This is a genomic window from Polaromonas sp. (assembly GCF_012927485.1).
Lineage (GTDB): Bacteria > Pseudomonadota > Gammaproteobacteria > Burkholderiales > Burkholderiaceae_C > Polaromonas.
Genome location: NZ_JABBPC010000034.1, coordinates 41,921 through 67,532, shown reverse-complemented (window position 1 = coordinate 67,532; position 25,612 = coordinate 41,921). Strand labels below are relative to the sequence as shown.

At 58.8% G+C, this 25,612-nt stretch carries 21 protein-coding genes; 9 read left to right on the top strand and 12 right to left on the bottom strand.

Features of this window, described 5'->3' with window-relative positions:
• Positions 1–40: 40 nt before the first annotated feature.
• A complete protein-coding gene (locus HHJ16_RS13670; RefSeq protein WP_296901434.1) occupies positions 41–2,146 on the top strand; it encodes an acetoacetate--CoA ligase in 2,106 nt (701 codons plus the stop codon).
• Between the two features lie 108 nt (positions 2,147–2,254).
• On the opposite strand, the gene HHJ16_RS13665 is transcribed toward HHJ16_RS13670, so the two are convergent.
• Positions 2,255–3,676: an FAD-linked oxidase C-terminal domain-containing protein gene (locus tag HHJ16_RS13665; protein WP_296901432.1), complete on the bottom strand. Its 1,422-nt coding sequence runs from the start codon at positions 3,674–3,676 to the stop codon at positions 2,255–2,257.
• Between the two features lie 213 nt (positions 3,677–3,889).
• On the opposite strand from HHJ16_RS13665, the gene HHJ16_RS13660 reads away from it, so the two are divergent.
• Positions 3,890–4,057 carry a hypothetical protein gene (locus tag HHJ16_RS13660; RefSeq protein ID WP_296901430.1) on the top strand — a complete coding sequence of 56 codons (168 nt, stop codon included), beginning with the start codon at positions 3,890–3,892 and terminating at the stop codon, positions 4,055–4,057.
• Positions 4,058–4,332: 275 nt separating this feature from the next.
• Entirely contained in the window at positions 4,333–4,683 is a 351-nt protein-coding gene (locus HHJ16_RS13655) for a hypothetical protein (protein WP_296901429.1), read from the top strand.
• Between the two features lie 43 nt (positions 4,684–4,726).
• Here HHJ16_RS13655 and HHJ16_RS13650 read toward each other — a convergent pair whose 3' ends face one another.
• The 3 genes from HHJ16_RS13650 to HHJ16_RS13640 form a co-directional block, all read right to left on the bottom strand.
• Positions 4,727–6,013: a solute carrier family 23 protein gene (locus tag HHJ16_RS13650; protein ID WP_296901428.1), complete on the bottom strand. Its 1,287-nt coding sequence runs from the start codon at positions 6,011–6,013 to the stop codon at positions 4,727–4,729.
• A 156-nt stretch (positions 6,014–6,169) separates the two neighbouring features.
• A complete protein-coding gene (locus tag HHJ16_RS13645) occupies positions 6,170–7,069 on the bottom strand; it encodes a DMT family transporter (RefSeq protein ID WP_296901456.1) in 900 nt (299 codons plus the stop codon).
• 11 nt (positions 7,070–7,080) lie between these two features.
• Entirely contained in the window at positions 7,081–7,599 is a 519-nt protein-coding gene (locus HHJ16_RS13640) for a flavin reductase family protein (protein ID WP_296901426.1), read from the bottom strand.
• A gap of 77 nt (positions 7,600–7,676) precedes the next feature.
• On the opposite strand from HHJ16_RS13640, the gene HHJ16_RS13635 reads away from it, so the two are divergent.
• Positions 7,677–8,570: a M14 family zinc carboxypeptidase gene (locus HHJ16_RS13635; protein WP_366557501.1), complete on the top strand. Its 894-nt coding sequence runs from the start codon at positions 7,677–7,679 to the stop codon at positions 8,568–8,570.
• A gap of 54 nt (positions 8,571–8,624) precedes the next feature.
• Here HHJ16_RS13635 and HHJ16_RS13630 read toward each other — a convergent pair whose 3' ends face one another.
• Entirely contained in the window at positions 8,625–9,977 is a 1,353-nt protein-coding gene (locus tag HHJ16_RS13630) for a D-amino acid dehydrogenase (RefSeq protein WP_296901423.1), read from the bottom strand.
• Positions 9,978–10,082: 105 nt separating this feature from the next.
• Between HHJ16_RS13630 and HHJ16_RS13625 the strand changes: the two genes are divergently transcribed.
• The 3 genes from HHJ16_RS13625 (at position 10,083) to HHJ16_RS13615 (ending at position 15,959) form a co-directional block, all read left to right on the top strand.
• Positions 10,083–11,036 carry a LysR family transcriptional regulator ArgP gene (locus tag HHJ16_RS13625; protein WP_296901422.1) on the top strand — a complete coding sequence of 318 codons (954 nt, stop codon included), beginning with the start codon at positions 10,083–10,085 and terminating at the stop codon, positions 11,034–11,036.
• Positions 11,037–11,106: 70 nt separating this feature from the next.
• On the top strand, positions 11,107–11,760 hold the full coding sequence (locus tag HHJ16_RS13620) for an ABC transporter substrate-binding protein (RefSeq protein WP_296901420.1): 654 nt from the start codon (positions 11,107–11,109) through the stop codon (positions 11,758–11,760).
• 137 nt (positions 11,761–11,897) lie between these two features.
• Complete coding sequence (locus tag HHJ16_RS13615) at positions 11,898–15,959, top strand: PAS domain S-box protein (RefSeq protein WP_296901418.1); 4,062 nt, start codon at positions 11,898–11,900, stop codon at positions 15,957–15,959.
• A gap of 3 nt (positions 15,960–15,962) precedes the next feature.
• Here the strand turns inward: HHJ16_RS13615 and HHJ16_RS13610 are convergent, their stop codons facing one another.
• Complete coding sequence (locus tag HHJ16_RS13610) at positions 15,963–16,514, bottom strand: hypothetical protein (protein ID WP_296901416.1); 552 nt, start codon at positions 16,512–16,514, stop codon at positions 15,963–15,965.
• A gap of 306 nt (positions 16,515–16,820) precedes the next feature.
• Between HHJ16_RS13610 and HHJ16_RS13605 the strand changes: the two genes are divergently transcribed.
• Complete coding sequence (locus tag HHJ16_RS13605; protein WP_296901454.1) at positions 16,821–17,396, top strand: TetR/AcrR family transcriptional regulator; 576 nt, start codon at positions 16,821–16,823, stop codon at positions 17,394–17,396.
• Between the two features lie 52 nt (positions 17,397–17,448).
• On the opposite strand, the gene HHJ16_RS13600 is transcribed toward HHJ16_RS13605, so the two are convergent.
• Complete coding sequence (locus HHJ16_RS13600) at positions 17,449–17,871, bottom strand: universal stress protein (protein ID WP_296901414.1); 423 nt, start codon at positions 17,869–17,871, stop codon at positions 17,449–17,451.
• Between the two features lie 568 nt (positions 17,872–18,439).
• Here HHJ16_RS13600 and HHJ16_RS13595 point away from each other — a divergent pair.
• Positions 18,440–19,906, top strand: coding sequence for an ice-binding family protein (locus HHJ16_RS13595; protein ID WP_296901412.1), 1,467 nt, complete (start codon positions 18,440–18,442; stop codon positions 19,904–19,906).
• A 159-nt stretch (positions 19,907–20,065) separates the two neighbouring features.
• Here HHJ16_RS13595 and HHJ16_RS13590 read toward each other — a convergent pair whose 3' ends face one another.
• The 5 genes from HHJ16_RS13590 to HHJ16_RS13570 all read right to left on the bottom strand — a co-directional run bounded on the left by HHJ16_RS13590 (position 20,066) and on the right by HHJ16_RS13570 (position 25,491).
• Positions 20,066–20,650: an NnrU family protein gene (locus tag HHJ16_RS13590; protein WP_296901410.1), complete on the bottom strand. Its 585-nt coding sequence runs from the start codon at positions 20,648–20,650 to the stop codon at positions 20,066–20,068.
• A gap of 58 nt (positions 20,651–20,708) precedes the next feature.
• Entirely contained in the window at positions 20,709–21,812 is a 1,104-nt protein-coding gene (locus HHJ16_RS13585; protein ID WP_296901409.1) for a 3-deoxy-7-phosphoheptulonate synthase, read from the bottom strand.
• Between the two features lie 103 nt (positions 21,813–21,915).
• Positions 21,916–22,527, bottom strand: a complete 612-nt coding sequence (locus HHJ16_RS13580) for a 3'-5' exonuclease (RefSeq protein WP_296901407.1) — start codon at positions 22,525–22,527, stop codon at positions 21,916–21,918.
• 238 nt (positions 22,528–22,765) lie between these two features.
• A complete protein-coding gene (locus HHJ16_RS13575; RefSeq protein ID WP_296901405.1) occupies positions 22,766–25,189 on the bottom strand; it encodes an ATP-dependent DNA helicase in 2,424 nt (807 codons plus the stop codon).
• Entirely contained in the window at positions 25,186–25,491 is a 306-nt protein-coding gene (locus HHJ16_RS13570; protein ID WP_296901404.1) for a hypothetical protein, read from the bottom strand. The genes HHJ16_RS13575 and HHJ16_RS13570 overlap by 4 nt, the downstream gene beginning before the upstream one ends.
• Positions 25,492–25,612 lie beyond the last annotated feature (121 nt).

The following is a 25,612-nucleotide window of genomic DNA, read 5'->3' as shown; positions in this document are numbered from 1 at the left end:
GCTACGCTCAAGGCTATAAAAAGCTATGAAGGCAACCAGCATGAGCGAGACAAAAACCCCTCCCAACGTTCCACAGATCCGCCGCTATCAGCGCTGGCTTCGCGAGCAGCGGGGCCTCACATTTAAAACCTATAACGATCTCTGGCGCTGGTCCGTGACCGATCTTGACGCCTACTGGCAAAGCATCTGGGACTACTTCGACCTGCAATCGCCCACGCCTCATTCGGCAGTGCTCGCCAGAAACGTCATGCCCGGGGCGGTGTGGTTTCCGGGCGCACAAGCCAACTACGCGCAACAGGTGTTTCGTCATGTCGCCCCGGCTGAAGCGGCGGGGTTCAAGGCCATCATCAGCCGCAACGAGAAGGGCCAACAAATCGAACTGTCATGGCCTGAGCTGCGCCGCCAGGTCGCCTCGCTGGCGCTTCACCTCACGGCGCAAGGCGTGCAGCCCGGAGACCGTGTCGCTGTCTACCTTCCCAATATTCCCGAGACCATGGTGGCGTTTCTGGCCACGGCCAGCATCGGCGCCGTGTGGAGCTTGTGTGCGCCCGACATGGGCGCCCACGCCGTGCTCGACCGCTTCAAACAGATTGAACCCAAAGTATTGATTGCCTGCGACGGCGTGAGCTACGGCGGCCGCGACTTCGACCGAATGGAGGTCGTCCAAGCGTTGCGCGAAGCGCTACCGACCGTGCAACATGTGATCCTGCATGACAACCTGGGCACCGCGGATACGCCGCTTCATGCCGCAAACCCAATCGCCGCCTGCCCGAGATTTGCTTGGACGACGGCCCGCAATGACGATGAAACCGCCGCTTTTGAGCCGATGTGGTTGCCCTTCGATCATCCGCTCTGGATTGTCTATTCCAGTGGCACCACCGGCCTGCCCAAGCCAATCGTGCACGGCCATGGCGGCACGGTGCTGGTGGCGCTGGCCTTAAAAACCCTTCACAACGACATCGGTTGCAGCTACGACCCCAACAACTGGGGCGAGCGTTTTCACTGGTACAGCTCCACCGGCTGGGTGATGTGGAATGCCCAAGTCGCGGGCCTCCTTAACGGCACCACCTGCGTCATTTACGACGGCAATCCCGGCGGCGCCAAAGACAAGCCCGACTGGACCACCCTGTGGCGATTTGCCGGCGAACTTGGTGTTACTTTCTTCGGCGCGGGCGCGGCCTTCTACGCCAACTGCCTCAAATCGGGCGTTGACCTGGCGGAGTGTGGCGACCTGTCTGCCATCCGCGCGCTGGGCACCACTGGGTCGCCGCTCTCGCCCGAGGCGCAAGCTTGGGGCACCGAGCAATTCCGGCGCATCGCCACAAGCCCGGCGCAGCAAGATATCTGGTGGTGCAACATTTCTGGCGGCACCGATTTTTGCGGTGCGTTCATCGGTGGTCATCGTGACATGCCGCAAGAGCCCGGGGTGATGCAATGCCGGTTGCTCGGCTGCGCTGTCGAGGCCTGGAACGAGCAGGGCCAGCCGGTGCTCGGCGACGTGGGCGAGTTGGTCTGTAGCCAGCCCATTCCTTCCATGCCGATCTTTTTCTGGGGCGACCACCACAATGCGCGCTACCTCTCCAGCTACTTCGAGATGTACCCGCCCGGCCACGGTCGCAAGCCCGGCGGCGGGGATTTGGGCCCGGAGGCCGGCGGTGTCTGGCGCCACGGAGACTGGCTGCGCGTCGGCACCAAAGGGCAGGGTGGCGAAGGCTGCGTGATCTTCGGGCGCTCCGACGCAACCATCAACCGCTACGGCCTCCGAATGGGCACCAGCGAACTGTACAGCGCGGTCGAAGTGCTGCCCGAGGTCATGGACTCCCTGGTCGTGGACCTGGAATACCTCGGACGTGAAAGCTACATGCCGCTATTCGTCGTGCTGCGTCCCGGCATGGCACTGGACGACGCGATGAAGACCAAACTTAACGACGCCATCAAGACGGCGCTCAGTCCGCGCTTCGTACCCAACGACATCTTCCAGGTCACCGAAATCCCGCGTACTCTTTCCGGCAAAAAGCAGGAACTGCCGATCAAGAAACTGTTGCTGGGACAACCGCTCGAGAAAGTAATGAACAAAGACGCCATGGCCAATCCGGGATGCCTGGACTGGTATCTCGCTTTCGCCAAGAACCGTCTGGCAGCGTAAGAAGCTCAACAGGGCAGTTTTCTGACACGTCGAAAATGCGTTGGCGAGGCAGACGAAAGCAGGGGAATTACCAAGGCCGTGCGGTCGCGCTTGAGCAGCAACCGCCCCTCAGAGCGTAAAAATCTTGCCGGGGTTCATGATGTTTTTCGGATCAAGCGCGCGCTTGATGGTGCGCATCATGTCGACGGCCCCGTCGCCGGTCTCAAGCACCAAAAAATCTATTTTATGCAAGCCGATACCGTGCTCACCGCTACAGGTACCGCCCAAACTCAAGGCGCGGTTGACGAGTTGGTGGTTCAGCGCCTCGGCCGCTTCGCGCTCTTGCGGTTTCTCGGGATCTATCAGGTAGCCAAAGTGGAAGTTGCCGTCGCCCACGTGGCCTACAAGGAAGTAGGGAATGCCGCTGGCATCGGCCTCCGCAACGGATTCGAGCAGGCAGTCGGCCAGGCGCGAAATGGGCACGCAGGTATCGGTCGAAATGGACCGGCAGCCGGGCTTGCTCTGAATCGCCGCGAAATAAGCGTTGTGTCGTGCCGTCCAAAGCCGGGTTCGCTCCTCGGGCGTACTGGCCCACTCGAAGGCATTGCCGCCGTGGCCGCTGGCCAGTTCCTGCACCAGCTCCGCCTGCTCTTTAACGCTGTTGGGTGAACCGTGAAACTCCATCAGCAGCATCGGCTCTTCGCGCAAACCGAGCTTGCTGTGCGTGTTGACCATGCGCACCGTGTTGGCGTCAATCAATTCCACGCGCGCGATCGGCACGCCCAGCTGAATCACTTCGATCGTGGTGCGCACGGCCGCTTCGATGCTGGGGAAAGAACAGATCGCAGCCGAGATGGCCTCGGGCAACGGATAAAGCTTCACCGTGACTTCTGTAATCACGCCCAGCGTGCCTTCGCTGCCCACCATGAGGCGCGTGAGGTCATAGCCTGCAGACGACTTTTTGGCGCGGGTGCCGGTGCGGATGATCTGACCGCTGGCGGTCACCACCTCCAGCGCCAGCACGTTTTCGCGCATGGTGCCATAGCGCACGGCGTTGGTGCCGCTTGCGCGCGTGGCGCTCATGCCACCAAGGGTCGCATCGGCCCCGGGATCGATGGGAAAAAACAGACCGGTGCTTTTCACCGCTTCATTGAGCTGCTTGCGCGTAACCCCTGGCTGCACGGTCACGGTCAGGTCTTCCGCGTTAATGGATAACACCTTGTTCATGCGGCTCACATCAACGCTGATGCCGCCTTGCACAGCCAGCAAATGGCCTTCAAGCGAAGTGCCGACGCCAAACGGAATGATTGGAACGTGGTACTTGCCGGCAAGAATGACCGCATCGGCGACATCGGCCGTGCTTTCGGCAAACACCACGGCGTCAGGTGGCGGCGCCGCAAACGAGGACTCGTCGCGACCGTGATGCTCACGCACCACAAGAGCGGTCGAGCAGCGATCGGGGAATCGGGCCTTCAGGGCGTCTATTAGCGCCGAAGGCGTTTCGCGCTGCCGAATTTCTGGCAGGAGATGTTCTGGTAACGGTGCGTTCATGAAACTCTCCAAGTCGTCGTACAGTCTACGACCGACCGCCGATACGGCGCAATGCAGGAAACCCTCCCGGGCTCGGTGATGCGCTCGGCCCGCCTTAGATCTTCTTACACAGAAGTACTGCAACCGTTCGCGTAGGTGTCAAGCGGTGATTGCACACTGCGCCGCTCAAAAAGGTAAAATAATGTCAGTTTTTCAAGCATGTCAGGAAACATCATGTCCAGTTCCGCAAATCCCGCCGTTCAGGTCGTACAGAACAGTTCTGTGCCGGCCCAAGAGCAAGACCCGGTCGAAGCGATCGTGCCGATGATCCCACTTGTTTTACCGTTGGTCGGCGGCATTCTGATTTTTCTATTGGCTTTTATTGCTGTTTTCATGGCCTGAAGTAAGCCGACCGGAACCCTAAAAGTCCGCCCATGCGGACTTTTCCGTTTTTTGGCGACTGCTTGTGCGTGGTCCGCAGCACGGACCCGTTGCAAAAGAGGTCTCTGCGATTCCAGCGAGCCGGCGCTTTCCGGTCAGTTATCTGAAAAACCTTCAGCAGTGAGAATTGATTGCATTGGTTACTGCACAAAGATACTGCGCTATTAACTATATAGCGAAATGGCACCTCTCCAGCCCATCGCCCGGCATCCACCGGGCTCAATTACAATGCGGTCATGTCTCAACAGCAGCCTACCTCCTCCGCTCCGCCCACAACGCCATTAGGGCGCGCGCTCGATCAAAACGAGATGGTCCAAGACACGGTAGCGCAGTCTGCCGACGAGTTGCTCGTGATCAACACGGTGTTGAAGAAAAAAATCCCGGAGCACGTGCAAACCGATGATTTGGCGAAGGCGCTTGAGAAAGGCAGTGAACTCGAAGGCCGGATTCAGGAATCCGCCGAGAATCTCGCACAGGTCAACGAGCTCCTGGGACAAGAAATAGCCGAGCGCGCCGACCTGGAGCGTGAACTGGCCGTGACTAAAGCCGCCTTGGCTAACGTGAAAGATCAGCGCGCCGAACAATAACGCTGCCCCAGCAAGGTAGGGGCGTGGCGGAGGCTGCCGCGACCTAAGGCTGGCGATCCAGTAGCGCGTACAGCAAAATAGCGCCGAAGGTGGCCGTCCCGATTCCGCCCAGGGCGAACTGCCCAAACCTGAGTGTGAAGTCTCCGGTACCCAGCACCAAGGTGATGGCCGCCACCAACAGATTTTTATTGTTTGAAAAGTCCACCTTGTTGTCGACCCAGATTTTGGCGCCGGACACCGCAATCAGCCCGAACACCACGATACTGACCCCGCCCATCACCGGCAGCGGTATAGCCTGGATCAAGGCACCGAATTTGGGGCTGAAACCCAATACCACGGCGATAAGCGCCGCTACAAAAAACACAGCCGTCGAATAGATCTTGGTCGCCGCCATCACGCCGATGTTCTCCGCGTAGGTGGTCACACCGGTACCGCCGACACTGCCGGAGAAAATGGTGGCAACACCGTCGCCAATGAATGCGCGGCCCATGTAGGGGTCGAGGTTTTTCCCGGTCATGGCCGTGACGGCTTTCATGTGCCCGAGATTTTCGGCCACCAGAATAATGGCCACCGGTGCAATGAGCAGCATGGCATTGGGACTGAATACCGGCGTTGAAAAGCCGGGTAGGCCTACCCAGGCAGCGTTCAGGAGGCCAGAAAAAGCCATCGGCTTACCCCAGCCAAGCCCGTTGGTCAACAGCGCATAAATCAAGGTGGCCACAATCAGCCCGACCAGAATCAACAGCCGCTGCACCATACCGCGCGTCATCACCGCCACCAGAGCCACACTGACGAAAGTGACCACCTGCATCCAGGAGTCGAAATTGCTCGCGGCCATGTTCTTGATGGGAATACCGGCCAGGTTCAGGCCAATCACGGCGACCACTGCGCCGGTCACCACAGGCGGCATCAGCCGCTCTATCCAGGCCGTGCCCGCCGCCTGCACGATAGCGCCAATCAAGGTGTACGCCACGCCGCAGGCAATGATGCCGCCCAGCGCCACGCCAATATTCGTGTTGGGCCCTTTGCCCGCATATGCGCTGGCGGCAATCACCACACCGATGAAGGCGAAGCTCGAGCCCAGGTAGCTGGGGACCTTGCCGCCGGTGATGACAAAAAAGATCAGCGTACCGATGCCGCTCATTAAAATGGCGATGTTGGGATCAAACCCCATCAAAAGGGGCGCCAGCACCGTGGCACCAAACATCGCGATCACATGCTGCACCCCCATGACGGTGGTCAGTGGCCAAGGCAGGCGTTCGTGGGGCCCGATGACACCGCCTTGTTGCAACACCGCGCTGCTCTTTTCTGTCCAGTCCAGCATTCCCATCGATTTTTCCTTTTTTGTGAGTGCGGCAATACTAGGGGCAAAGGACGCCTCACACAAGGGCAGCCAGCGGACCCGAAGCCATCACAAAAAGGCGGCTCGACATAGTGGCTGCGGCAACCTGATGGTGCCTCAACCCAGGCTATTGGCGCCAGCTGGCTAGCGAGCCGCTGGCTTTCGGTTGACCAGCACAATACCGGCCGCTACGGTCGCAAGCGCGGCCAGTAAGCCTGGCGTCACGCTTTCGTGCAGCCCTAGAGCACCAAACAGCAGCGCAAAAAGCGGCGTGAAAAATACGAATACCGAAATTTTTGTGGCCGGGTAGCGCCCCAGCATCCACATCCAGGCTAGGTAGCTGGCAAACGCACCGATTACGGTCTGCAGCAGGAGTGAAGTAATCGCAAAGGGACTGAACTGCCAGACCCAGACTTCACCCAGGGCCAACGACAACAACGGCAAAGCCAACGCGCTCACAGTCAACTGATAAAAAAGCAACTTCTCCGCCGAGACTTTGCTGAGACCGGTGGCCCGAATCACCACCGTGGTGAGGCCCCACATCATGCCGGCCATGAGCCCCAGCAGGTCACCCCCTGCCGTGGCTGCGGCGCCGCCCGCAAAGCCCTCACGCAAGGCGAAGACCACCGCTATAAAAGCAAACAGCAGTCCGATCCACTGCATGCCGCGCAGCCTTTCCGACTTCACCCATATCGGAACCAGTACCGCGACCCAAAACGGTGACGTGTACAAAAACACGGTTAGCCGCGAGGCCGAGGTGTACTGCAGTCCGCCGTAAATGCAAGCGAATTCCGCGCTGAACAATGCGCCCGCGAGCAAGCCCGCCCTCAATGAGGCGTCGCGGTTAAACAGCGGAATATTACGCCACCAGCACCACAGCCAAAGCAACGCGGTAGCGCCGACCAAGCGCAAAGAAGCCTGAAACATCGGGGGCATTTCGGCAATCGTTGCCTTGATCAGCACCTGCTGTAGGCCCCAGAACAGGCAGCAGCCGAGCAACAGTGAAATGGCGAGTGTGTCGAGGTGGGCTTTGCGCGCGATGATGGCGGGTGCTTTCACAGAGGGTGTTCGGTGTAGAACCTGCCGCCATGAAACAGCAGGGGCGCAGCGCCTGCGCGATGACTGCAGCGCTCCACCTCGCCCACAAAAATCACGTGGTCGCCTTCTTCATAACGACTGCGGTTAAAGCATTCAAAAGTTGCAACCGCGCCTGCCAGCAGCGGCGAGCCGCAAGCGCCTTCGGTAAACAGCACATCTTTCCAGCGGTCTTCACGCTTGCTCGCAAAACGTTCAGCCAGCTCTTTCTGGTCGGCCGCGAGAATGTTGATCGCGTAGTGGGAGCCCGCGCTCAGCGCCGCCATCGAGCCCGCCGCTTGCGACAGACTCCAGAGGACCAAAGGAGGGCTAAGAGACACCGAGTTGAACGAGTTTGCGGTCAATCCGACCAAGGCGCCTGCCGAAGTTCGTGTCGTGACGATCGTGACCCCGGTGGCAAACATCGCCAGTGACGCGCGAAACTCTTGCCTGGAAAAGTTCGGGCTGTTCGCAGTGCGAATCGTGGCAGGGTTCAACATAGAGGACTAATTTACCTCAAGCGTTAGGGCGCTGCCCGCGCCGGGATTTGTCACAACCTGCTTCTACGCTAAAAGACATGGCGTCGAAGGTCCGGAAACGGACGGTTAAACTTCTCCGCATGTCATTGTCCCGCGCTAAATGTCTTGTTTTTGCTATTTTTATAATAGCTACAAATCCTTTAATTGCAGGAACTTGTACTGCTTTTTCGAAAAAATTACCCAATGTTGGGCGCGAGTTATGCGAAGCGGCCCGGCTACAGCCGACGAACAGTCGCTCGGTGAACGGGCAGATGATCTGGATGCGCGACATCAAGCCCGACCATGCCAGTTTGCGTGTGCTGGTGGTTGGCGCCATTCATGGCGACGAACCGTCGTCCGCAGCGGTCGCCTTGCATTGGATCAAGCTGGCGGAGGAGGCTCCGGCCGATACGCGGCAGGCCGTTTATTGGCGGTTTGTGCCCATGCTCAATCCGGACGGCGTGTTCAGTCAACCGTCGCGCCGCGTCAACGCGCACGGCGTCGATCTAAACCGCAATTTTCCCACGCCCAACTGGCAGCGGGACGCAAAGGTCTACTGGGAAAAACGCACCGGAAAAGATCCGCGCCGCTGGCCCGGCGTCAAGCCGCTGTCCGAGCCCGAGTCACGGTTTCTGTTCCAGCAAATGCAGAGTTTCAAACCGCAGCTCATTGTCAGTATTCATGCGCCTTACGGCATTCTCGACTTTGACGGCCCGTTGGTGGCACCGTCCAAACTGGGGCGTCTGTACCTTGACCAAGTGGGCATCTTCCCAGGTTCTCTCGGCAACTACGGTGGCGTGCACAGGGGCGTGCCGGTAGTCACGATCGAATTGCCCAATGCAACACGCACCCCCCTGGATGCCGACACGCGTCAGATGTGGTTGGATCTGCAGCGCTGGATGAGCGAGCGCCTCGGCCCCGTGCAAGGTGTGGCCAGCCAAGCGTCCCGTTAGCATCCCGCTGCTACGGTGAGTAGGCAGCGCGCGCTGCAGGTCTGGCTCAGCGATTCAAGCGGGAAGTCGGCAGCCGCTAGCGGCTTGTCGTTGGCGATCAAACCCATAAAATCCAAAATTCATGGCCGGCGTTTCGCCACTAATCAGCTCGGCGATGGCTTTGCCCGAGCCCGCACCGTGCGTCCAGCCCAGCGTGCCGTGGCCAGCATTGACCCAGAGGCGACCGACCTTGGTCTTGCCAATGTAAGGAATGTTGGTCGGCGTGGCGGGTCGCAGGCCGGACCAGAATTCCGGGGTGCCGCCTTCCGATTCAAGACGCGTGTCGCATACCCCGGGCAACACCTGTTCAATGCGATGGGCAAGCATGTTGCAGCGGGCGCGGGCCAGTGGCGTGTCGAGCGACAAGTCGTAGCCTCCGACTTCGATGGTGCCCGCCACACGCAGGTGGTCGCCGAGCCGACTCATAGCGCATTTAACTTCATCATCGATGGCGCTCACGAACGGTGCGAGTTCCGGCTTGAGCAGTTTAAAAGTAGCGCTGTAGCCCTTGCCGGGATAAATCGGAAGATCGACACCGACCGTGCGCAGCAGCGGCGCTGTAAAGGAGCCGCAGGCCACCACCACCGCATCCGCCCTAAGATGAATCGGGTCAACATAGAGTCGCTCGCTGCCCGCTCGGGGCCGCGCCCGAATCACTATGGATTCAATAGCGCCGCCGGCTTTCTCCAGGCGCTCGATATCGTACCCGTACATAAATTTAACGCCTCGGTCAGCGCAGCGCTGAGCCAGTGCCTGGGTAAATTTGCGAGCATCCCCGCTTTCATCGCTGGCGGTGTAGGTACCGCCCACAATGCGGTGGGCAAAGGACTTGAACGCGGGCTCAATAGCCAACAACTCGACCGTGCTCACCACGCGCCGCGCCACGCCATACTTTCGCATCAGGGCAGCCGCTTCACCCGCGGTGTCAAACGCTTTTTGATCGGTGTAGTAGTGGGCAATGCCGCGCTCCAACCGATCAAATTCAATATGGGTGGTGTCCACGACCTCTTTAAGGGCCGTGTGACTGTATGCCCCCAGTGCCACCAGCTGCTGCACGTTGCGCTCAAATGCGGCATCGTTGCACTGCGCCAGAAACTGCAAGCCCCAGAGCCATTGGTGCGGATCCAGCTTCGGCCGAAACAGCAGCGGCGCATCGTCACGAAACATCCACTTCAGCGCCTTCAAGGGCGCGTCCTTGTTGGCCCAGGGTTCGCAGTAACTCACCGAGATTTGCGCGGCATTGGCAAAGCTCGTTTCCAGCGCGGCTTCGGGCTGGCGGTCGACCACCGTGACCTCGTGGCCGCGCTCAAGCAAGTGCCACGCCGTACTGACGCCAATAATGCCAGCGCCTAAAACAACAACTCTCATAGAAGCCCTCTCTGGCTGACAAGTGTGCAGGAGCTTGCTTTCAATTAACAGAAAAATTAAACTATTAGGTAAAACATCAGCACAGCTAATACAAGGAAGCCCCTCATGAGCACGTTTGATCCCGATGCGCTGGAGTGTCTCGCTGCCATTGTGGAGGAAGGGGGATTTGAGCGTGCGGCCCAGCGCCTGTCGATCACACAATCGGCGGTCTCGCAGCGCTTGCGGGCGCTGGAGGCCCAAGTGGGGACCGTGCTGATCGTGCGCAGCCGACCGCTCAAACCGACGTCCGCAGGTCATCTGCTGCTCAAGCACACCAAGATGCTGCGCTTGCTACGGGCGGACTTGGAGCGCGATCTCAAGGAGCTGGCGCCCAGTTCCTTGAGGGGTGCGCGCGAAGAAGAGCGCATCTCCATTGCGATCAACGCCGACAGCATTGCAACCTGGGCTTTGCCCGCACTGACCGAACTGGCGCAGCAGGGGTTGCCAATGGAAATCATTACCGACGACCAGGATTTCACCCACGAATGGCTGCGGGAAGGCCAGGTGCTGGGCTGCGTCACCACCCTCAAGCAGGCCCTGCGCGGTTGCAAGGTGGTGGCCCTGGGTGCGATGGAATACGTGGCGGTGGCCACACCGCAGTTCGCGCAAGAACGGCTGGGCAAGCCCGGCGGTACGGTCAGCGTCAGACACAACCCGTCGGCGCCGATGCTAACGGCCCACAATTTTCGAGACCTACCGTTCGTGGCCTTCAACCGAAAAGACGATATGCAAAGCGAGTTTGTGAGCAAAGCTTTTGAACTCAAACGGGTCACGCTTAATCAGCTGTTTGTCCCCTCGTCAGAAGGTCAAGTACGAGCCGTACTGGCTGGTTGGGGCGCCAGTGTGGTGCCACGCCTGCTCGCGCAGGGGTTGATTGATCAGGGGCTGCTCATTGATATGGTGCCGACCTTTACCTTGCCGATCCAACTTTACTGGCACTGCTGGAATTTGGAATCCGAAGTTCTGGATGCACTGACCGCCGCCTTGAAGGAATCAGCGACCCGGGCGCTTGTAGTTTGAGGTGTCGACTGCCGGCATGGCGGGTGCAGCGCCCCCCTGTCTATACTGCAGCCCAACAGGAGATTAAGTTATGTTGAGAACCATGCGGTTTGCACGTTTGAGCGCTGCCGCAACTATCGCAGCCGCACTCCTTCTCGCCCCGTCCGTACGCGCACAGCCAGCTTCTCCAGCGCCGACGGGCAACACGCTGAAGATTGGCATCATTGGTCCCTTCACCGGCCCCTCGGCGGACTTTGGCATCCCCATGCTCAACGGCATCCAGCAAGCGGTGGACGAAATCAATGCCGTCGGCGGTTATCTGGGTCGCAAGCTGGAAATCGTGCGCAAGGACGACCGGGCGAATCCAGACCTGGGGCTCCAGCTGTCAAAAGAACTGGTGGCTGAAAAAGTGATCGCGACCGTTGGTTTTTGCAATACCGGTGTGGCCGCGAAGTCGCTGGCGGTTTACCAGACCGCCCAACTGCCGCTGATCATTCCGTGTGCCACCGGCTCGCCACTTACCACCAAGTACCCCGCGCCTGAAAGTTACATCTTCCGGACTTCGGCCAAAGACGCTATTCAGGCGCCGTTTGTGGTGGCCACCTACGATCAACCTTTCAGCAAACAGGACAAGGAGACCACCACTCAAAATATGCTGGTGATGGGCCTGGTGAAAAATGGTGCAGTCACCTTTGCCTACCCTGAAGACGCCAAGCGAAACCTGTTTGTACAACGCAAGCAATAACCCTCTGTTCGCCCACGCACTTGCGGCAGCTCGCGCCATAAACTCACCCATTGAAAGAATGCAGGTTTCGCCCTCCAAAAGGCAGCTGCGCCAATAGCACTGCATTGCATTGCATTGCGATGAAAAAAGGTAATTAAATGCAGAGTTGGTTAGGGCTTCGTTCCCGTCTGGTCCTATTGGTACTGCTTGCGCTGCTGCCCGTTTTTGGCTTGTTCGCCTATTCGGCAGCCCAAAGTCGAAAAGCGGCCCTGCAGCTGGTGGAGTCGAATCTCCAGTCGCAGGTTTTGCTGGTTGCCGCCCACCAACAGCGCTTGGTTGAAATCGTTGATGAACTCCTCGACGGCATCGTCAGCGGCCCTTACATCACGAACCCGGCTCCAGGCGAATGTGCTCTGCTTCTGAAAAAACTGCTCGCAGGGCACCCTGAAATCATCAGTCTGGGGGTGGCTGGGCTCGACGGGAAACTGATTTGCAATGCCCCCGAAAGTGCTCACGATAACTTGGTCCTCCACCAGGCTTCTATAAACCAGGTGCGGGCCGGGCAGCATTTCGCGGTCGGGCATTACGCGATCGGCCAAAGCAGTGGACTACCCGGCCTCGGTTTTGCAATGCCGATGTACACCACAGCCGGTGAACTGGGTGCCATGGCATATGCCGTGGTGAGTCTCCCTGGTTTGGGCGCCCCCTTGACAAATGTCCCCACTTTGCCGGGCACGAGTCTGGCCGTGATGGACCGCGATGGAACGGTACTGGCCGCTTATCCGCTGGCGCCGTCACAACTTGGAAAACCCTACCCAGATGTCGCAGTGCAGCAGGCCGTGAAGCTGCGACAGCAGAGCGTCCGCCAGGCCACGGACTCCGAGGCGATCCGACGAATTTACGCTTTTTCCCCCGTTCCAGGCGGGGGGGATGATGGACTGTTTGTGGTTGTCAGCGTCCCTCAGGAGTTGGCACTTGCAGCAAACCGCAACACGGTAGGTATCGAACTGCTGGCTTTGTTGGCCATGGCCTTGCTCGGAGTGGTCAGCGCGTCGTGTATGGGCAAGCGACTTATCGTGAACCCGGCGAAAGCGATCTTGAAGGAGGCCTGCGAGGTGACCCGCGGCAATCTGGCTGCACGGGTCAAACTGGGTCCCCGGTCTTACGGGGAGATCGATGAAATTGGCCTGGCTTTTAATCGCATGGCTGAGACTCTTCAGGCGCGCCGGGCCGAACTCGACGCAGCCCTTCGTTATACGGACAAGGAGCGCGCCTTGCTGGACCTGATCCTCAACAGCATGAGTGAAGGTGTGATCGCGGTGGACGCCGAGGATAGTTTTCTGTTATTCAATGCGGGCGCCAGCACGCTTTTTTCCAAGCCCGAAGCCGACCTGTCGTTCGATGGCTGGCGGCGTAAAAATGGACTGCTGAAACTTGATGGAACTACGCTTGATCGGGATGCAGGTCCACTGACGCAGACGCTGCAGGGTGCCAGTATCGACAACTGGGACCTCATGCTTAACAGGCCAGGCGCCGAAAACCGGGTGTTGAGGATAAGCACACGTCCGTTGCGCGACGTAAACAACCTGCAGGTCGGCGGCGTGTTGGTATTCAATGACATTACAGAGCTCAAGGCGGCAGAAGGTTTCGCCCAAGCGCAGGAGCAGGTACTGGCACTAATCGCGGCTGGCTCGCCGCTGCACAAATCGCTTGATGCCGTTGCCCGGTTGGTAGAAAAGAGTTCGCCAGGCAGCCTGTGTTCGATCCTGGTTGTGGAGGGTCAACAATTGCGCCATGGCGCAGCACCCAGCTTGCCGGAAAGCTTTACCAACGCCATCGACGGCTTTCAGATTAATGCCGGCGTGGGGGCCTATAGCGCTGCGTTTCTTAAAGAGCAGCTCGTGATCGAAGATGCCGGGCAAGATCCGCTGATGCTGAATTACCGGGATCTGCTGCTGGCTCATAAGCTGCAGGCCTTTTGGTCTGCTCCGGTGATATCCACATGCGGGAAGGTACTGGCCACCTTCGCGATTTACCGGCGCACTCCTTGCAAGCCTGACGTGAAAGATATGGAGTTGATCACTGCAGCAACCCGATTGGCTAGACTTGCGCTGGAACGTACGCACGCTGAGGCGGTTCTTACTAGCAGCGAGGCGCGCTTTCGCGAGCTTGCAGAAAATATTGAAGACGTTTTTTACAACGTCGACGTCGTCACCGGCCAAATACTTTATGTCAGTCCAGGCTATCAAAAGATTTGTGGACGCAGTTGCGAGAGCCTGTACACCAACCCCAAGTCTTATATCGACGCGGTGGTCCCCGAGGACCGGCCACTACTGAAGCGAGCTAGCGAGCGTAATACCGCCGGGAAAATATCCGCTGTCGAGTACCGCATCCTCGCTCTTGACGGCCGGCTGCGCTGGATCCGTGACCACGCCTACCCGGTGTTCAATAGCGACGGTAAACCGGAGCGCGTGGTCGGCACGGCGCGCGACATCACTGATTCCAAGCTGGCCGAGCTGGCGCTGGCCAGCACCAACCGGGCGCTGCAGATGCTGAGCCGTTCCAGCATTGCTATTAACCGCATAGACGACGAAGCCGGCTTGCTGGCCGAGGTTTGCCGCGTGGCCGTTGACGTAGGCAGCTACCGCATGGCGTGGGTAGGATACGCACTGGACGATGCGGCGCAGAGCATCCAGCCCATGGCCCACGCCGGCAAGGAAGATGGCTATCTCGCCTCAATTGCGTTGAGCTGGCGTGACGGCAGTGTGATCGGTCAAGGCCCCTCGGGCCGCTCCATCCGAAGTGGACAGCCCGAGTACCGAAGCGACATTAGCCGGTCCGACAATTTTTACTGGCGCGACGCAGCTTTGGAGCGGGGTTATCTCAGCTCCATTAGTTTGCCACTGCGCGACGGGCAGCGCAGTTTTGGCGTGTTGTGCCTGTATTCTGCGGTGGTGGAGCATTTCACCAGCGATGAAGTCAAGCTGTTGCAGGAGCTGGCTGACAATCTGGCTTTTGGAATCGGCAACCTGCGCGCCCGGCTGGAGCGGCAACGGAGCGAGGCGGCGGCGCGCCAAGCGGCGGCACAGTTGCGCGAACAGGCCTCGCTACTTGACCGGGCACAAGACGCTATCTTCGTGCGCAACCTCGACAGCACCCTGCGCTTCTGGAACAAAGGTGCTGAGCGCCTGTATGGCTGGACCGCCGAAGAGGTCCAGGGCAGGACCATGGCCGAGTTGATGTACTTGAATCCGCAACTGCTCATCGCCGCCATGGACCAAACCCTGGCCAATGACGGGGACTGGACCGGCGAGCTGGAGCAGGTGGCCCGCGACGGCTCTCCCGTCAGCATTGAAGCGCGCTGGACCGTGGTGCGCGATGACCAGGGCCTGGCCAACGGCGTATTGGGCATCAATACCGACATCCGCGAGCGCAAACGGGCGCGCGAGGAAATCCTGCTTCTGAATGCCAGCCTCGAGGAGCGAGTGCAGCAACGCACCGTGCAGTTGAAGTTTGCGAACCAGCAACTGGAGGCTTTTTCCTATTCGGTTTCTCATGACTTGCGCAGTCCGTTGAGTGTCATTGACGGATTTAGCGACCTGCTCGAAAAGTCGATGGCTAAAACGTCCAACGACCCGCTGACCGACCGCTGCCAGCACTACCTCTCGCGCATCCGTGCAGGCGCTTCGCAGATGGGGGAGTTGATCGACGCCTTGCTTTCGCTGGCACAAGTCTCGCGCTCCAGTCTGCGCTGGGAGCCGGTAGACCTTAGCGCACTGGCCGAGCGTTGGCTGGCCAACGCCCAGGAGCGCCAACCCGGCAGGCCGACGCAGTGGCATGTCGAAGCAGGGTTGACCGCTCAGGGTGATTCGCGGCTACTTCAACAAGTGCTCGACAACCTGCTGTCCAATGCCTGGAAATTCAGTGCTGGGGAAGCCCGAACCGAGATTACGTTTGGCCACGAAAGCAACCGCGCTGGCGAAACGATTTATTTCATACGGGACAACGGAGCTGGGTTTGACATGGCCTATGCCAAAAAGCTGTTCGGTGCCTTCCAACGGCTGCATTCGCAGTCTGAATTCGCTGGAACCGGAATCGGCCTGGCGACGGTGCACCAGATTATCGTGCGCCACGGCGGTCGAGTCTGGGGCGAATCTTCCGTCGGACGCGGGGCTACGTTTTACTTCACGCTGGGCACAGCGATGCCGCAAGACGCCTGACGGTCAGAAACCGTGCGTCTGAAGGGTCTCGCGCAGTGTCTGGGCTTTGTCCGCATCAAACGCCCCCTCGACTCGAGCCAGCACCTCCCCCTGGCGATTAATCACTACCGCATAGCTTTGGCTGGTGCCACTCAGGCCAGCCGACCGCACGAAGCTGGAGGGATCTGTGAACACAGGCACCAGTTTGGCGCGCTCCGCGTCAGCGGGATAGTGCCGCAGCAATCTGTTTTCGACCGCACTACGCCCTGTCGGCGTGCCCGGATCATTGAGAACAGGCATTCGCATCCACGCAATGGAGGGATCGTTCCTTAGATTAAGTCCGCGGATCCAGCTTTCGGCCTGGGCGTGCTGCCCGCGCCGAAAAGTGATTAAAGCAAGGGTGCGATCAGCAGGGAGTTCCCCGGATACGGCAATGGGCTGATGCAGTAGGGTTTGCGCCACGAAGATGGGCAAGCGGCCCATCACGCTGGACTCGTTGGGCGCCACAAACACGAGCGCTACCGCGAGACCAGCCACCAAAAACCAAGCGCCAAGATATGACACATTGCTTTTCATGAGGCTCTCCTAATGCAAAGTCTGGTGCAGGAAATGCTGCAGGAACTCACTCATGCAAGATACATGCAAGCTCGGCTGGTGTGCAAATCAATAATTGGGAGAAAGTGTTACGACTGTATGGTAATGGTCTGGCCAATACAGTCTGAAAAAATAGGACTTGGTCGCGTTTTGAGCAAACACATCGGGCGATGTCTAGAATATGTCAATGTTTTTAACAGCGGTTTCACCGTGAGCAACCCAAAGCCTCCCTCCGCAAAAATTAGCGCCCTCAAGGCCGGTCCGGCCAAGGTTTCCTTCAAGGTGCAAATGCTTCAGGCGAGGGAGGATGCCATTGTCCAGGCGGCCAATCGCCTGTTGGCCGAAAAAGGCTTTGACCTGATGACGGTGGATCAGGTGGCGGCCGAGGTGGGTATTGCCAAGGCCAGTCTGTACAAACACTTTCCAAGTAAGGAAGACCTGGCTGCGGCGGCCATGGTGCGGATGCTTGGTCGCGCCCGCACGTTTCTCGCCAGCCTGCCGGCGGATGGCAGCGCAGTTGATCAGCTCAAAGCCGTTGTTCGCTGGATGATGCACATCCAGCTGGTTGGCGAGATGCCCTCCCTGCCCAGCCAAAACTCTGTGCTGCGCGCCGCCTTGATGCGCAACAAGGCGTATATCGACGGGCTGATGGAGGTCAGCGACCAGATTGGGGGCTGGATTGAAGAGGCCCAAGCACAGGGCGTACTTAACCGACAATTGCCAGCCATTGCGGTGCTTTACACCTTATATGCCCGCGCCTGCGATCCGGTGCTGGAATTCCTGAGGATGGGAGGCCAGCACAGCGACGAGCAAATTGTCGAACTGGTGCTAAGCACCTGTTTTGATGGCATAAAGAGCCGCTAGCATTTCCGCTAATTGCCTGCTTGGCGACTAACTTTGTAGCAATTACAGAGTTTCAGCGGACCAGCAACACCGGCACCTTGCTACGCGCCAACACTTGGGTAGCGACAGAACCCATCACGAGGTTGCCCAGTGCGCCATGCCCGTGCGAGCCCATGACGAGCAGGTCAAACTTGCCTGCGTCGGCCAGCTTCGCAATGGTTTCGCCAGCCGGTCCGACTTTCCAGGTGCTCTTGGCATTGATGTGGTGATGCACCAGAAATTTAGACACCGGGGCCAGAACCTTTTCGGCTTCTTCCAAGTAGTAGCTGTCTACAATTTCCTTGCCCACGGCCACGCGAGCCCGCGGCGGCAAGCCCGGCTGGACCGTCAACACGGTGAAGTCATTGTGGCCGCCGAACAATTCGTCATGCGTCATCAAGTAAGCCAGCATTTTCTTGGTGTAACTGCTGCCGTCCACGGCGAGAAGAATTTTCATGGTGTTCCCCTTTTAAAACCACGGGACTGCACACCTTCGTAGCCGCCCGTAAATAATTGCCTATTTCGGGAAGGAGACCACCGAAAGGGTCAATCTGTCAAGTTCTTTGGCCCCCCCCTTGGGATCGCCAACCGACTACGAACGTCGGCAGGGACAAAATCTCTTCAGCCAGTTGATCTATGTCAAGCAGTTCTGAAATCCATGCGGGCTACCAAACTTTGTAGTTAGGATCGGCCTCGTAGACGACCGCTCGGTTGCATAACTCCAAGCAACGCCACAATAATGCCGCTGAAGGGATCGGCCACGGAGGCTACATGTACCCATGCCATTTTTTGAAATAAAAGCGCATCAACAAATTGGGACCAAGGCGTGCGAACACATAGTGTTGTAATTAGGCAATGTGTTCTGCGTCGCACAGATGAAAAGCCTCTCTGGGCGCGCCCTAAGCAAATGAGCGTTGTATGGCTCATCGCCGGGAATTGGACGCCACCCTCATCTGAGGCTTGTTTTTAGGGCCGCCATTGCGAATCAATTCCACCGTCACCACCAAGAATAGGAAGAACACCAAATGAACAGATTCAAAAGTTATTGCAAGCGCCTCGTGTACTTAATTCCCCTGGTGCTGACCGCTTTTGTGGCGGGTTGCGGGGGTGGATCGGACAACAACGCAGCCTTGCTCGCTACAGGAGTCGGACCCACAGTCACCACAACAACGCCGGCTAATACCGCCACGAATGTGCCGGTGAATAGAAAGCTCACAGCGACCTTCAGCAACGCGATAGACCCGGCAACGATCACTACAGACAGTTTTACAGTCACCGCACCGGGAGGGGTTGTGATTTCCGGAACTGTGACCCTGAATGCTGCAAACAACACGGCGATCTTCGCGCCAGTCAGCGCTCTTCCGATTAACACCAAATTAACTGCCACGATCACTACCGGTGTCAAGGATGGAAACGGGCGTGCTTTGGCAAGTGCGTTTGTATGGACGTTTACCACCGGCGCGACGTTGGACACCACCGTACCAAGCGTCACCTCTACAAGTCCGGTTGATGCCGCCACGGGGGTACCGATCAACCGAAAAATCTCCGCTATCTTCGATGAAGCGATGGACCCCTCAACGATCACCTCGGCAACATTTAGCGTGACCACTGGTCCCAGCGCGACACCTGTTGCCGGTGTGGTGACTTACGTGGGCACGACCGCCATATTTACCCCCACAGGAAACTTGGCACTGAGCACGACCTATAAAGCCACGATTACCACGGGGGCTACAAATCTTGCAATTCCCGCCAAAGGATTGCCCGCCAATGTCCAATGGTCCTTCACAACGGCAGACGCCTCACTCGCATTGGCGAAAGGTCCTGCGCCCGTCGTTCTCGGAACTGCTGGCGACTTTGTGATCCTGGCCAAATCCGGCGTTTCAACCACCGGTACCACAGCAGTTACTGGAAATATTGGGCTGAGCCCCGCTGCGGAGACCTTTCTTACTGGTTTTTCCTTGACCCGGGATCCGTCCAATCAGTGGTCGACATCGAGTCTTGTAACTGGAAGACTCTACGCGGCAGACCTGACGCCACCTACGCCGTCTAACCTGACCACGGCTGTGAGCAACATGGAAACTGCTTACACCGATGCTGCCGGCAGATCGCTGCCTGACGCCACAGAATTGGGGGCCGGGAATATTAGCGGGATGACCCTCGTCCCTGGCCTTTACAAATGGGGCACCGGCGTTTTGATGGCCTCGAATATCACTCTCTCAGGTGGCGCAAATGATGTCTGGATTTTTCAGATCGCACAAGATCTCACCGTCGGCAATGGTGTCATGGTGACCCTGAGCGGCGGCGCACAGGCCAAGAACATTTTCTGGCAAGTCGCCGGTCAGGCAACGCTGGGAACCACCGCTGACTTCAAGGGAACCATCTTGAGCAAAACGCTGATTGCGTTGCAAACCGGTGCCGTCATGAACGGCAGAGCTTTGGCACAAACCGCCGTGACCTTGGACGCCAACGCCGTGACAAAGCCCGCCCTTTAAAACAGCGATAACCACGCAGACGGCTCGGCAGGCCTAGTTGAGAAATGGGCGTGGCTAGCTGGCCGGGCGTGGGTTAATCCATGATTTCCGACCGCATAACAAGTTCTTCTTGACGGGGGTGATTTGTGACGCCGACCTTGACGATGCTCGCCCTCTCCGTCAAGCAACCGAAAACAGCTGCACGCCAATTACGACCTGATGCGCCCAGAAGGCAAACACCGCCCAAGCCAGCAAACCCACAACCACGGTGATGGCCGTGCCTGACGCCGTACCCGACGGGTACCTCGCCTGCGTTGATCGATCTCGGGCGCGCGCGGCGCGAAAACTCAGAACCGCCCACCCCAGAAAAGAGCCAAACAACATCATTTGCGCCAGCTTGCCGTTGGCCAGCAGATGCGCCAGCGCCCAAATCATGACTGCCAGCACCATTGGGTGATGCAGCCGCGCTTTGATCGCGTTACGTGGTGCGTAGGTCGCCGCCAGCAGGATGAAGGCAGCCAAGGTCAGCAGCGCTGCCACATGGCGCATCGCCAGCGGCGGCGACCACACGGTCACTGGCTGCTGCCGCGCAAGACCAAAGCCCCAAACCAGCAACCCAAACCCCCCGATTGACAGCAGCGCATAAAGGCCCTTCCAGGGACCCTCGCCGAGCCGCACTATCGTGGCCGTGCGCCAGCCATCCGCCACGATGCGCGTTGAGTGCACGCCTAGAAAAAGAAGCAAGCCCAGAATCAGTATGCCCATTTTTTTTCCTTAAAAAAAGCAACGTCTTGCTTCAGGCGCGGAGCACAAGCGAGCCGGTCTAACCGGCCCGGCTCACTTTGCGCCGCGCCCGCACCGCCGCCGCCAAACCCTGTAGTACCGGCACGGTTTGCGCCATGCTGATGCAGGCATCGGTCACCGACACGCCCTGCAGAAGCGGCTTGCCGGGCACCATGTCTTGTCGGCCTTCGTTCAGGTGACTCTCAATCATGAGGCCGGTGATGCGTTGCTCGCCGGCTTCAATCTGCTGGGCCACTTCGGCCGCCACGATAATTTGCCGCTGATGCTGTTTGCTGCTGTTGGCATGGGACACATCAATCATCACCTGCTCACGCAGACCGGCGCTTTTTAGGAGCACACAAGCCGCGTTGACGTCTGCAGCGCCATAGTTGGTCTGTTTGCCGCCGCGCAAAATGATGTGGCAGTCGTCATTGCCTCGAGTCTCAAAAATGGCCGCTTGGCCCATCTTCGTCATGCCCATGAAGGCGTGCACTGACCTGGCCGCTTGAATGGCATCGGTGGCTACCTTGATGCCGCCGTCAGTCCCGTTCTTGAAGCCGACCGGGCAGCTCAGGCCGGAGGCCAGCTGGCGGTGGCTCGGACTCTCGGTGGTGCGGGCGCCAATAGCGCCCCAGCTCACCAGATCACTAATAAATTGTGGACTCAATAAGTCCAAAAATTCAGTGCCTACAGGCAGGCCCAGTGCCAGTATGTCGAGCAGCAGGCGTCGCGCCATTTCCAGCCCTTCGTTGATGGCGAAGCTGCCGTCCAAGCGCGGATCGTTGATATAGCCTTTCCATCCCACGGTGGTGCGGGGCTTTTCAAAGTACACGCGCATCACCACCAGCAGGTCGTCTGCCAGCGCATCGGCCTGCAGCTTAAGTTGCCGCGCGTACTCCATGGCTTGGCCATGATCGTGGATGGAGCAGGGTCCAACCACGACGATCAGCCGGTCGTCTGAGCCATGCAGCACGCGCGAGATGGCGGCGCGGCTATGTTCCACCAGCGCCAGTGTGGCCGCGGGCACGGGAAGCCAGTCCTCCAGCAGCGCGGGTGTGATAAGCGGACGCACCGCGCTGATACGGATGTCGTCGGTGCGGGTGGTGTCGTGGGTGGAAAGCGGCGTCGCGGATCGGCTGTGCATGGTTTTGAACCTGGTTAGGAGTGATATGAAGTTCTCGCCCTGTATACAGGGTGCGAATTGCTATTGAATGAATAGCGTAATAAGGGATGGCGTTTCGCTCTGCTCAAGCAGGCGCGTAATGCGCCATGAGCGCACTGACGGCGGATTTGGCACAGCGCTGCAATACCATGAGCAGGGCGTGGTCCGGGTTGGCCACACGGTGGCGGGTGCGCAGGTCACGCTGGATCTGGCCCAACAACTCAGCGGCCATTTCGGCATCTGCCAGCGCACGGTGCGCCACACCCCGGCGTGGCAGGTGGTGGTAGTCCACCAGCGAGCCGAGCTTGTGGTTGGGCGCCTGCAGGTAAAGCCTGCGCGAGACCAACATGGTGCAAGCAAAAAGCTGAGGCGACGGCAGGCCCGCGCGCGCCAACTCGCGCACCCAGAACTTGCGGTCGAACGACGCGTTGTGCGCCACCAGCGGCGCCTTGCCCACGAAGCGGCTGGCCTCGGACATTACCTGCGCCGCATCAGGCGCCGCCGCCACCATGGCATTGGTGATACCGGTGAGCTGCGTAATAAAAGACGGAATGCGAATGCCAGCGTTCATCAGGCTCTGGAACCGATCGACCACCCGGCCGCCCTCGACCAACACAATTGCAACCTCCGTGGCGCGGTCGCCGTGATCAGGCGAAATACCTGTGGTTTCGAAGTCGATAACGGCAATGGGTGACATGGGATGGCGAGGCCGTTTGTTTTGGATTTTCAGAACGCCTACTCGCTCTGTAAGCGCTCAAGCGACGGGCAAAAATCCTGGCTGGGCTCCCCCGTATTATTGCCGAAGCGGATTGGGCACCCGGCCCAGCAAGCCGGGGAAGCACATTTTCGCGGGCCTCCTCGGTGGCACCAAGTTAACCGACATCGGTCGATTGGCCAACCTGACACTGAACGGAGTGCAGGCAAAAGTGGTCAATTTAAAACACCCGAAGCTGCCACCATTTGGGCAACCTTATGCGGTAACGCTTTTCCAGGAAACGCTCGTCCAGCAGTATGACGGTTCCTGTGTCTGTCTCGGAACGGATCACCCGCCCTGCCGCCTGCACCACCTTTTGAAGGCCAGGAAACACGTAGGTGTACTCATACCCTCGTCCAAATCGGGCTTGCATGCGTTGACGGATGGCCTGATTGACCTCATCAAACTGGGGCAGCCCCAACGTTGCGATGAAGGCGCCAATCAGCCGCCGACCAGGCAGGTCCACCCCCTCGCCAAACACCCCGCCCAACACCGCAAATCCGATTCCTTGGCCTTCGACGTCAAATTGCTGCAAAAAAGCCAGTCGGCTCGACTCCTCCATCTGGCGTTCCTGTGCCCATACGGCGATGCCTGCACCACGCTGTTCCAGCCGCAGTCGCGCCATCTGCATGTACTCAAAGCTGCTGAAAAACGCCAGGTAATTGCCAGGTTGCATCGCAAACTGCGTCACCATGGCATCGATCAGTGCGTCCAGAGTCGCGGGCCGATCACTCCGGCGCGTAGAGATTGGCTTGATCCTGACCGTCAACTGCTCCGGCCTGAACGGGCAGGCAATGTCCATTGACTGGGTTGTGTCCGGAAGCGCCAGAAGATTGATGTAGTAGTCCGCAGGATTAAGTGTTGCAGAAAACAACACCATCGAGTCTGCCGCCTTGATTCGTGCTGCAAGAAAATGACCGGGAACGATGTTGCGCAGTGTCAGTCTTCCCGCTGCCGTGTCCATCCCTTCTTCTGTGGACACTTCGGGATCCCTGGGCCGCTCCACGACGAGCGTCATTTGAACCGCCTCGGCCAACAATGGATCAGCCGGGAGAAGAGGTTCCTGCAGCCGGTCGAACTCGCACATCGAGTGCTCGCCAAACTCGTCGGCCAAACCGGCAAAAGCAAGGGTCCGAAAGTAAAACGGCAACAGCACACCATGCGACTCGGCCGGATAGTTATTGAGGTACTCGCTGACCGCGCTGTTGAGCTTCTGCAGGCTTCGAAGCCAGGCTTCAGGCACCTCGGTCAGCAAGCCCCACGCCTGACCCGGGGTCTCCCGCTCTGCGGCATCCCTCATCAGCTGCCAGTGGTTCAGCAATTCATCCACGCGGCCTCGGATCACGGCGGGGACGTGAGGGTGGACAGCCAATGTTTCGGCGTAAGTCAAGTCAGCGCTGTACATGCTGCACGCTCTGGCATACAGGTTGTGCGCCTCATCCACCAAAACGCTCACCCGCCAGGACGCGTCAACCGTGAGGGCATACAACATGGCGGTGCGGTCAAAATAGTAGTTGTAATCGCCGACCACGACATCACTCCAGCGGACCATTTCGTGCGCCAGGTAATAGGGGCAAACGTGGTGGTCAAGCGCCACATGGCGCAGATTGGCGTGATCGAGCCAACCCTGTTCTGCTGCCGCCTGCCTGGCCGCTGGCAGCCGGTCATAAAACCCCTGGGCCAGCGGGCAGGATTGCCCATGACAGGCCTTGTCTTTGTGTTCACACGCTTTGTCTTTCGCCATCAGCTCAAGAACTCGAAGTGGAAGGATCTGGTTGGACGCACCTGTGCAATTGCTGTTGCTGGTGTCGCGGATTCGCTGCAACGCATCCAGCGCAATTTGCCGTCCGGGCGTTTTGGCCGTTAGAAAAAACAACTTGTCGATTCCGCGCACTGGCATGGCTCGCAATGCTGGAAAAATCGTGCCAATCGTCTTGCCGATCCCCGTGGGTGCCTGAACCAACAAAGGTCGCGATTGGACGCAGGCCCGGTAAACACCGCTGGCCAAACTATGTTGCCCCGGGCGAAAAGGCTTTTGGGGAAACGCCAGCGTCGCCAGCGCAGCATCGCGGCGTAAACGATGTGCCGCGTTTTGGCGGGCCCAGCCTATGAACTGCTCGCACAAGGCGTCGAAGAAGACCTGGAGTTCTGACGCCGTGAACGCCTCCTTGATCGGGTGTTCGGTCTTTTCCATGACATCGAAATAAACCAGGCTCAACGTCAGCTTTTCAAGCTCGCGACTTTGGCACATCAACCAGCCATAAACCTTGAGCTGAGCCCAGTGCAGTGCCCGGTAGTTGTGGGCGATAGCGTCTACCGAACCCCGGAAAGTTTTGATTTCCTCCAGTTCATTGCGGATTGCGTCATACCCGTCGGCGCGGCCTGCAACCCGCAGATTCTTGTAACTGCCCGAGAGTTTGACTTCCGCCTCGTGGTCTGGACCGCGCCGGCCGGCCACCAGGACATGGCCTTCTCGACCTTGCTGCGCTGTCGGAGAAGGCGTAAAGCGCAAATCCAGATCACCGACCTTGGCTGCAAACTCGCACAGATGGCGCACCGCGACGGCGTAAGCTGGGCCGTCTGAAACGTCTGCCGAGCTTGTCATGCCCCTGTGCCGGCGGCTGCTTGTCCGCCGTCCAAATACTCTTCGTTCCCTAAAAGCAGTGACCGGGCCGGGCCATCAATTGAAAACGAAGTGGTTGAATTCAAAGACGCCGTCTTGGCCTGTGCCATCCATAGCGCGAAGGGCAAATTGGGCATGGATCGCTGGGGGACATAACGCGCCACCTGCAGGCGGTCGGGCGCAGCGATCAAGACACCGCCCGAATCAAGAAAACGCCTGAAGAAAGGCAAACTCGCGGCCTTAATAGCGCATAAAGGACTCGAAGGCGGAAGCGGTTCATTCATAAGGGGTATCCGCCGAGCTCCACTGGCTTCAACCATACTGATTAAATATACAGTAATTATGCCCGTTTAGAAGCCAGCGAACCTCGGCAGCCAAGCAAGCCATTGCCGCACCTTTGCTGCT